Raw genomic sequence first — 6000 nt, 5'->3', positions numbered from 1 at the left:
TATATTTCAATTATTTCAAAGAACTATTTATCCACTTTTACGGGACAGTAATGATTTTTCATATTAACAGTATATTAAATTGCACAAGAATTCATCAGGAAGATAAACTCAGAGGTACATTATAGAGATACACCTCTGAGCTTATTTCCAACAAATAGTATTATGCTTTTTTACAAATCTGCAATAATAATGTATTTTTTCATATTCTTACTGCCAATGCACCTCTCTCATATTGGGATATATCTGAAAACAACGGCAATATGAAGTACTACTAGTACATCCATTTGGGCAATCTGGATTAACTTCATAATCAGCCAATGCTTCCACATTAGCCAGCATCAAATCCGACATATTATCTGCTTTCTGATTAGAATAAATGCCATACCCGGCAACTACTGCAAAGGCTGCAACAAATGCAGCTTTCATTATTTTTTTCATTGTTATTTCTTTTAATTTTTAGATTTCAATTATTCTATTCTGTATCTATCCTTTCAACGGAAAGGCAAACATATTGCCCGTTCAATTTAAATCGTTATCTTTGCCGAGACCTCCTTTCCGGGGTGGGTACGGAACGGACGGGTTCGTAAAGTGTCAAAAAACGTCTACCGTCCGCTCCTCTCCAGCCCTTTTTATATTCATATTCCTTTTTTCCTAATAACCTCCTTCTTGTACTAAATACACTTTCACATGGGAACTCGGACAATCCACGGAACCGAAGCCAAAACAACTGATATTTACGTGCCCCTCACTGATGCCAAAGCCTCTATGTTTTCCACATTTATTATTTGTTTTGAATGATGGAGTAAAGTTAATCGAAAACAAAAGTCATATCCAAATTTCCGGTCTTACAATGTCTTATATTCGAGGAAAATAAGGAATATAAGAAATTATAAGATTATGAGTAGGGAAGCAGCACGCCTTCCAGTTCACGGCGGTTGTCGCCGGCAAAGGCAAGGGCACGCTCCAGCGCAGCATCCCGGCGGCACGACTGCAAGCACAGCACAACAAGGAATGCGCATGCCGGAAAAAAGCGGAAAGTTCTTCTTATATCCATAGTCAGTCTCATTGTTATTTTGCATCTCCCGACAGGGACAGCCGTATCGGCGAGGAGGCCGTATTGCAATACACGGTGACGGTCTTGGAGAAGTGTTCCGGATGCTCCGCCTTATAGACCACCTCCAGTGTTATCTCCTTGCCCGGCTGGGCAGGTTCCTTGGAATAGGATACGGTGGTGCAACCGCAAGAGGTGGTGACATCCTGTATCACCAAAGGGCTGCCGCCTGTATTCTTCAAAGTGAAGGTTGCCTTTTGCTCCTTATGCCAGTCGAAACTGGCCAGGGACACAGAACTCTTGTCTGCAACGACCTCGGTCATTATCTGCTTGCTTTCCTTCCCTTGGCTAATCTGTTCACCTTGAATAATCCTTAGGTACAGTTCTTTTACCTTAGGGTTATGGATAGGGTTACCAACGGCAAGCACTCTATTGTCGCTATCCAACAGAAATGTCTGGAAAGCCATTTCCGAAGAAAAGTGATTCAATTTGTTCAACCTGTCCTCCTCATCAAGGCAAACCGGATAGACGAAATCCTCTGACTTTAATGTTCCCAGGAAATCCCTTCTTTTTTCGGGAGAAAAGAAAAACAGGAATTTTACAGGATTTCCTTCCGCCTCACCCAACTCTTTCATCAAAGCTTTCCATCTGCCCAGTTGCAGCTTACAACTGACACAACCGATAGAATCCACATAAGTAAGGATTTTATATTTCCCAGACACAGAAAAGTCCACGGTATCCGCACCCTTCACTGTAAATGTCAAATCCTCAGGAAACTGTATTTCTTTTCCGCTCCATGCCTGTAATAAAATTCCAACATCCTTTTTTTCCTGATTTCCACAAGAAATCAGAAAAAAAAGAAGAAATATACTCACCAAATTTTTAAAACCCATAACCGTAAAACAATAATTATATTCACCCTTTTTCACGTATAAGACACACTAAGCTACAAAGCATATTTTTTCATTACACAAGATATCAGAACATTAAATAATCTTATCCAAATCCAAATAACCAAACTGAATTTCGTCGTCCAGATTCATAATAATTCTATCACAATCCTTATCATAACAAAAACTTACTATTTGAAAGCCTACATCTAAGGTTTTCAAATAATCACCATTTAAACCAAACACAAAGAAACGAGTAGGATTATATGCCTTTGACTTGTTATCTCCCCCTGAATAAGCAGCTACAATCTTATCCTTGCAAAACATCACATTTCCATAATGATGGATTTTCTTAGATTCTTTCTTATCCCATGACGGACCATAAACATTGCATTTTAAGCTGCCATCCAACTTACATATAGACATCAAATCATGGAAAGTATAGCATTCTACATATACATCATTCTCCTGTGACACGGCAAAACTGATTCTTTTTTTCGTTATATCCGGATGCTGATATGGCATCGGTTCAAATGTTCCAGAGCGCATATTCCACTTGGCAACAGATTGATTAAATGTAGAGGTACTAGTCGGTTCTATCATCAATGCATAAGATAATGTATCATTTATATATTGATATTTATCGGGAAATCGAGTCATGTTCATTTCAGTCTTTACAGTAGGAACATAATCCGAATTGGCAAAAACACTATCAATATCATAACTATATATTTTTTGTTTGCCATGGTCTGACACATAAAAACAATGTCTTTCTTCATCTATACCAATATGCCCCATCACTGTTATTTCATTCGGTCCCTGACCTACATAAGCCGTACTGGCCAAATAACTAAAATCATTTTTATCAAATATATGTATCAACTTATCCGAAGATTTATAGTCACCAATAATTAAATAATCGCCCAACAAAAAAGGACGTGCTATTGAGCCTATCAACACATCGTCTATTGGTATTTCTTTTATCAAAGCATGCACATCAACCACATCGTCACGTTTTTGTTGATATTTCTCCATATCCGAATTATGCGTACAGCTTCCTATTATAAAAGACAATAACACAAATAATAGTTCTCTTATACATTTCATTTCATACTCCTTTTTGATACAACAATTAACATCCTTCAATTCGTCAAATTGAAATAGTGAAGACTCTGCTTTAACAGAAAGTCTTCACTATTAACAAACAATTCAATTACGCTTCTCTATAGGTAGGGAACCAATAGTGACAGAGACATCCATCACTATCGCTAAGGCATCCATTAGGACACATCGGATTTACATCACCTTCTCCACCAGCCGCCTCCACATTAGCCAACATCAAATCCGACATTGTTTCTGCTTTCTGACTCGTATAAACACCATATACGCCACTGCAACAAAAGTAGCTTTCATTGCTTCCTCTCTACAATATTCATGTCATAAATCAAAATTTTCGGGTCCGGATTATATGCAATACCATATATCAAATTATTTTCCGAATCAATACAAAAATTATACAGATTAGAGAAAATGCGATATCTTTCCAACAACAGCCCTTCCTGATTCAATAAGTGAAATTCTCTTCCATAGTTAAATGCCGAACCTTTCTTTTTGCCGAAATATAACCCTACTACCGAATCTCCCATAAAACCGGCAGCCATATATCCCATAGGACTTTGCTGATATATAGAATTATTCTCCTTTGTATACTTGAAACCGGAAGATGTATATTCCCAGACCTTTCGTACAGAGTCTGCAACAGTTTGATATTGTGCTAAGGTTCCAGACATATATACAACGCTCAACATCTTGTCTCCTGTGGCAGAAGGATACTACCTTCCATAATTTGCCTTAGATACGGTCATTGAATCCTTGTCAACTTCATTTCCTCTCTGATAATCTGTACAGACATTTATACGTTGCAGACTGTCTGAACCTAAAATAGTATATTTATGTGCAGTCCGTCCTGTTGCAATATAAAAATCCTGCAATTTGTAAATCTCCAAATAGCGGGAAGTTGCGGGTAACTTCATTCTTTTTATCGGTGGGCATTTACCTTTATAATGGTTCAGGCTATCAACGGAATAAACCATGTATTCACGCTTCATATTGTCAAACAGCGATAAAAACCATTTGTCATCCAAACGATACACATCCATACTCGCTATTTGAAGAAATTCATCCGCTCCCTGCCCCTTGGTTGCAAAAGAATACAATATAGAGTCATTGGCTATATCAACAGCATCTATATTACAGCCGTCAGTAAACGAATAGTTTACAAATAGCAAGTCTCCTGCCTTTTTTATCAATGTAGGGCTACCTATTTCCACGTTCAACGAGTCAGAAGGTAGCCACTCCTTCATTTCGCTTGATTCCTTCGGCAGGATGCAAGAAGTAAACAAGAACATTATAATTATAGCATATTTCATAACCTAGCAATATCAATTATCCCTTTTATTCCTATTCCCAGATTAATCTCATCATAAACTAAAACGATAGACAATCGTTCTGTCATTCTGATAGCGAACAACATAAATATAATGCTCATCTATGCTTAAATTACTGATAGGAAATGGCAAGATATATTTCTTCACTTTTTCACCCTTCCAATTGAAACAAAGTATTTCTCTTGATGCCATATCCATCGCAGCCGCTTCCGTATAACTTAACGAAGAATAAGTGAAACAAATCAAATCATCCGAAACTGCCATTTTCATTAAACCTGCTATGCTTTTATCATAATCAACAGTGAATCGTCCTCCCTTTTGCTTTATTTGAGGTATATTTGCATACGGACTCACAAATGTTCTATGAACGCAATTGTCTGAAAGTTGATAAATCTCAAATACATCCGAAGCAAACGTCGATATCACAAATTTACGTTGCTTATTATTCGACTTTATATCACTCTGAAAAACATTTCCTCGATATATTCCTTCTATTTCTTCATATCCAAATGGATAACCAGAAGCAAAATCCATAATACTGTCATTCGAATCCAGAACACCGAAACGCCCTTCCTTAAACGAACCTACAGCAAGCTTATAAGTATCTAGAAAACAAAAGCGTGTAGGACGAAAGTCTACCGTATAGGGATAAAACGCCTGCGCTACATCTACAGAATCACTATTCTTCAAGACATTTGGAATTGAAACATAGTGTATCTTCTTTTTCATACGTTCACTAAAAACAAGCAAGGAGTCTTGTATAACAAAGTTACTTCCAAAATCGAGATACTCATCCGAACCATTTCCTTTCCGCCCCCATCTTTGTAGCAGTTTACCACTCGCTAAATCTATTAATGAAAAGTTGTACTCATCATGCATATGTTTTGCAATTAGTATTCCATCATAAATACCAATATCAGTTATTACACCCAATTCATCTTCTTCATCAGAATAGATACTATCCAACGTACTGACCTCAATAACTTGATTAAAAGCATCAATATTCACATTAGTTTGTTTACAAGATATGCAAAAAACTACTGATAAAGCCATCAAAAACAACTTATTATTCATCTTCTCACTTTTATGATAGTGTGTCAAATTTATCACATAATCAGCCAATATATTTAAAATTTACTTGCTAACAATAGAATAAATTCGACACATTTTGTCCAAATTATTTACCACCTAGCATTATCTCCTCGCTTGTCTTGTGAAGGATCTGTAGGATGCAAAGCTTCACAATCATAATTGGGGTCAGAAATACAATCGTTAGTATTGGGCTGTTCTGGAGTTGCCAATGCCTCCACATTAGCCAACATCAAATCCGACATTGTTTCTGTTCTCTGATTCGTATAAACTCCATATCCCGTCACTGCTGCAAAGGCTGCAACAAAAGCAATTTTAATTATTTTCTTCATTGTTATTTCTTTTGATTTTTAGATTTCAATTATTCTATTCCGTATCTATCCTTTCAACGGAAAGGCAAACATATTGCCCGTTCAATTTAAATCGTTATCTTTGCCGAGACCTCCTTTCCAGGATGGGTTACGGAACGGGCGGGTGCGTAAAGTGTCAAAAAACGTTAGCCGTCCGCTCCTCTCCAGCCCTT

The 6000-nt window shown here is 37.2% G+C and carries 9 protein-coding genes; all 9 read right to left on the bottom strand.

Features of this window, described 5'->3' with window-relative positions:
• Positions 1-207 precede the first annotated feature (207 nt).
• A complete protein-coding gene (locus tag E5355_RS08015) occupies positions 208-438 on the bottom strand; it encodes an NVEALA domain-containing protein (protein WP_136009926.1) in 231 nt (76 codons plus the stop codon).
• Between the two features lie 457 nt (positions 439-895).
• The gene (locus E5355_RS19390; RefSeq protein ID WP_168354297.1) at positions 896-1054 is read right to left on the bottom strand and encodes a hypothetical protein; all 159 of its coding nucleotides are present in this window, start codon (positions 1052-1054) and stop codon (positions 896-898) included.
• 14 nt (positions 1055-1068) lie between these two features.
• A complete protein-coding gene (locus E5355_RS08010) occupies positions 1069-1815 on the bottom strand; it encodes a DUF1573 domain-containing protein (protein WP_328515057.1) in 747 nt (248 codons plus the stop codon).
• Between the two features lie 222 nt (positions 1816-2037).
• The gene (locus E5355_RS08005) at positions 2038-2976 is read right to left on the bottom strand and encodes a 6-bladed beta-propeller (RefSeq protein WP_246866910.1); all 939 of its coding nucleotides are present in this window, start codon (positions 2974-2976) and stop codon (positions 2038-2040) included.
• 178 nt (positions 2977-3154) lie between these two features.
• The gene (locus E5355_RS19385) at positions 3155-3292 is read right to left on the bottom strand and encodes a hypothetical protein (protein ID WP_168354296.1); all 138 of its coding nucleotides are present in this window, start codon (positions 3290-3292) and stop codon (positions 3155-3157) included.
• Positions 3293-3350: 58 nt separating this feature from the next.
• Positions 3351-3749 carry a hypothetical protein gene (locus E5355_RS08000; protein ID WP_168354295.1) on the bottom strand — a complete coding sequence of 133 codons (399 nt, stop codon included), beginning with the start codon at positions 3747-3749 and terminating at the stop codon, positions 3351-3353.
• Positions 3750-3773: 24 nt separating this feature from the next.
• The gene (locus tag E5355_RS07995; RefSeq protein WP_136009922.1) at positions 3774-4370 is read right to left on the bottom strand and encodes a hypothetical protein; all 597 of its coding nucleotides are present in this window, start codon (positions 4368-4370) and stop codon (positions 3774-3776) included.
• Positions 4371-4421: 51 nt separating this feature from the next.
• The gene (locus tag E5355_RS07990; protein WP_136009921.1) at positions 4422-5462 is read right to left on the bottom strand and encodes a BF3164 family lipoprotein; all 1041 of its coding nucleotides are present in this window, start codon (positions 5460-5462) and stop codon (positions 4422-4424) included.
• A gap of 107 nt (positions 5463-5569) precedes the next feature.
• Positions 5570-5809, bottom strand: coding sequence for an NVEALA domain-containing protein (locus E5355_RS07985; protein WP_136009920.1), 240 nt, complete (start codon positions 5807-5809; stop codon positions 5570-5572).
• Positions 5810-6000 lie beyond the last annotated feature (191 nt).

The organism is Bacteroides muris (ex Afrizal et al. 2022), assembly GCF_004793475.1.
In the GTDB taxonomy this organism is placed as follows: Bacteria; Bacteroidota; Bacteroidia; order Bacteroidales; family Bacteroidaceae; genus Bacteroides; species Bacteroides muris.
This window is presented reverse-complemented; position numbering and strand designations above follow the sequence as displayed.

Excerpts from the sequence above, each read along its gene's own strand:
- E5355_RS08015 (WP_136009926.1), bottom strand. The coding sequence starts at position 438 with ATGAAAAAAATAATGAAAGCTGCATTTGTTGCAGCCTTTGCAGTAGTT.
- E5355_RS19390 (WP_168354297.1), bottom strand. The coding sequence starts at position 1,054 with ATGGATATAAGAAGAACTTTCCGCTTTTTTCCGGCATGCGCATTCCTT.
- E5355_RS08005 (WP_246866910.1), bottom strand. The coding sequence starts at position 2,976 with ATGGAGAAATATCAACAAAAACGTGACGATGTGGTTGATGTGCATGCT.
- E5355_RS19385 (WP_168354296.1), bottom strand. The coding sequence starts at position 3,292 with ATGTCGGATTTGATGTTGGCTAATGTGGAGGCGGCTGGTGGAGAAGGT.
- E5355_RS08000 (WP_168354295.1), bottom strand. The coding sequence starts at position 3,749 with ATGTTGAGCGTTGTATATATGTCTGGAACCTTAGCACAATATCAAACT.
- E5355_RS07995 (WP_136009922.1), bottom strand. The coding sequence starts at position 4,370 with ATGAAATATGCTATAATTATAATGTTCTTGTTTACTTCTTGCATCCTG.
- E5355_RS07990 (WP_136009921.1), bottom strand. The coding sequence starts at position 5,462 with ATGAATAATAAGTTGTTTTTGATGGCTTTATCAGTAGTTTTTTGCATA.
- E5355_RS07985 (WP_136009920.1), bottom strand. The coding sequence starts at position 5,809 with ATGAAGAAAATAATTAAAATTGCTTTTGTTGCAGCCTTTGCAGCAGTG.